The following is a 3,075-nucleotide window of genomic DNA, read 5'->3' on the forward strand; positions in this document are numbered from 1 at the left end:
TGGATGTGAGTTCGGGAAAGTATAAATATCGACTCATAAGACGTTGGTTTGCAGAGGAAAAACGGTTCTGTATATGGATGACCAATCTTCCGCGTGAGCGATGGCCAGCCGAGAAGGTGATGGCATTGTATCGTTGCCGTTGGCAGTGCGTATTCCGGTGAATTTGAACAGTGATTCCGGAATCTGTGAACACCATTTCCGGAAAGTATGCGGCCAGGGATTCTGCGAGCAGAAGCTGAGCTTTGAGGGGAGGCATCTTTTCGACTCACCGAACAAGCCAGCAGCCAAGCGCAGCGCGGCAGTTGTGGATCCAGGTCATTGGAGCATGACGGTTCATCTGACATCAGAGTTCGTGCTCTGAGGTGTCCGGAAATGGTGTACACGCAAGCCGGAATCAGCGTTCATTTTAAACCGGAATAGGTGTTCATTTTCGACCGGAATATGCAGGCAGATCGAACTGTTGTTCAAAGAGCTGAAATCACATAACCGGTTGAAGGCGTTCGCGACACGACAAAAAGCGATAGCGGAAGGCTTGATCTGGGCTAGTTTGCTGGCCTTGCTGGTCAAACGTCGGCTGGCGCTGACGCTGATTGGCAGCGCGGAGTTATCGATGCTGAAGATTGCCAAAAACAGCGCGCTTTGGTTAATGCCGATATTGGCGAGCATCATCCATGGTGCGTGGCAGGAAATAACAGAGAAGTTGGAGTGGGCAATGGTGTATTTATCCAAAAACGGCAAAAAGAGTAGGCAGAGAAAATCCAAGCAAAACAACACGTTAGACGGTATTATTAATTCGCTTGCCGCTTAAGGTTCTGTACATGATCTGGGTTAAATGCATTGCTTCAGCTACCTTATCCATTGTATGAACAGGCCGATTCAATATATTCAGTATGGGATTTTCAAAGTTTTAATATTATTGATTTATATCATTTTGTATCTGAGTGTATAATACAGTTAAATATAAATGAACAATGCAATTCTAGAGTGTCCCCATCGCAAGAAAAAGAAGTGCTGATGGTATCTTTTCGATACCTTGAAAAGGAACTGAATGATAAAACAAAATTAAAAGATTATAGAATTAAGCATAATCACATAGATGAATATACCGAAAGCGTTATCGAATTATATACGAAAGGACATTATGATGAAATCATTACTTCTTTGGAGGAAAATGTATTAACAATTGGTAATGCAATATCTAATATATGTATATACGCAAAGTCCTATATACATGCTGGAAGGTCTCCTGCTAGTCATATGCCATATGTATTAAAGGAGGCAATTGAAAGTCTTATTAGTATATATTCGTTGAAACATGTTAATAACTCGATACAGAAATTGGTTGAGTTAGCAACGAGAATACATCCTTTAGATATCAATAAGCATATATTGCTCAGTGTGGTAAAAACAGCACCTTACTATTTTAATGAGGAGGAAACACAGAAGATCGTAGTACAGGCCAACTATTTGCATGAGTGTGCTACTCCTATCGAAAGAGATACCTTGCTTTTTGCTCCACCACATCTTTACAGTCTTCCATATAAAAAATTAGAAAGTAGCACACTAATTTTACTAAAGTATGAACTGATAGAGCTTATAAACAAAGGCAACTTTGTTGAAGCTGAAGAAAGATTAGTTGAATATAAAGAAATCAATCCTGTTTACAAGGACTTTATTGATTTAAAAACATATTTTTTAATTAGGAGCGGTGATAAAAAATCATTGCTTGACTTTGCAGCGAGGACATTAATTGAAACACCTCAGAGTTATATTTGTTTTCCTCTTCCTGAAATAATATCCTATATTAATAACGAGCACCTCTATACGGTTGAGGCGGTTATTGCGACGTACATATATAACATTAATAGTAAGTTAAAGAATCAAGAATATTTTAATGATGTTTTTGAAGAGTTTATTATTGAATCTGGTGTTGAGAGACCAAGTGAATTACTTGGAAAAGAAATATCAGAAATGCACTACTTTTTTCTTAAAGAAATAGCAACAATAGAAAATATGGATTATCTTGGTTGCTTCGATGATGAAATTGATTTAACTCTCGAAAGGACAAAAATAATTTCTGCTCTTAAAGAACGAGGGTATATTGATAAAATCGAGTTCTCGTCTGAATTTTCAGAGTTAATAGATAATGTAATCGTTGATAGTGGTGTTGCTAAGTTAAGTACTGCGAAAGTTTTTGTTGATACAGATAATATTCTTCGAAAGAATAAATCTGAAATTGATTCTCTAATCTCATTGATAGAGCATGGAGATGATGTTAGTGCATTCAATAATTTGATTGAATTTATTGTTAGTGCCTACATCAATGACCCTGACTCTGGGCTAGATAGAAACCTTAGCTCAGAAATCAGACATGGATTTTTTAATAACATTATGTGCTCTAAACTGAAAGAGTACAATTTATTATGCGAAGTAAGTGATAGTGGTGGTATTGAAAATAATGTTTATTGGATGAACTATTATAAAATGGTAAACAACAATATCTTAAAGGACATTAACAAGGTCTTTGAGAGATTTACAGTTGACTTTTTAAAAACAATTGAAATAGCCGAAGTATGGATGAAAACAGATACTCAGGATAATCCTGAGAGGATGTTTTGTTTTTCTATTGATGTTATCGACCACATCTTCATTCGAGGCTCTGTTCATGTAAATGGATTGTCCAGTATGCCTGTTTGCATTATGCAACTCTTAAATAAGAAATTAATTCATAATATAGAGAAAATTCAAAGTAAGCTAAGTAAAGATCTAACAGTTGAAATTGATAAAATATTCACTACTTTCATGAATAGTATAAATTTAAGCAAAAGAACAACCTCACTTACAGATTTGAATACATCGATAGCGACTGCACATTATGAAACAAAAGAGTGTATTATGACTGTGTGTGAATGGTTTAATCTTAAAGGGGATGTCATGTACAGAACCTTAAGCGGCAAGCGAATTAATAATACCGTCTAACGTGTTGTTTTGCTTGGATTTTCTCTGCCTACTCTTTTTGCCGTTTTTGGATAAATACACCATTGCCCACTCCAACTTCTCTGTTATTTCCTGCCA

Annotated in this window: 1 protein-coding gene and 2 pseudogenes; all 3 read left to right on the forward strand. The window is 36.4% G+C overall.

The features are described 5' to 3' along the window. A pseudogene (locus J9892_RS21535) lies at window positions 1–146 on the forward strand (IS4 family transposase); the annotation flags it as partial. Between the two features lie 296 nt (window positions 147–442). Beyond that, window positions 443–808 (forward strand): annotated as a pseudogene (locus J9892_RS21540) (IS4 family transposase); the annotation flags it as partial. A 200-nt stretch (window positions 809–1,008) separates the two neighbouring features. Next, a complete protein-coding gene (locus J9892_RS21545) occupies window positions 1,009–2,979 on the forward strand; it encodes a hypothetical protein (RefSeq protein WP_210538949.1) in 1,971 nt (656 codons plus the stop codon). The last annotated feature ends 96 nt before the right edge of the window (window positions 2,980–3,075 follow it).

The sequence above is a fragment of the Aeromonas sp. Prich7-2 genome (assembly GCF_017939255.1).
GTDB lineage: Bacteria > Pseudomonadota > Gammaproteobacteria > Enterobacterales > Aeromonadaceae > Aeromonas > Aeromonas caviae.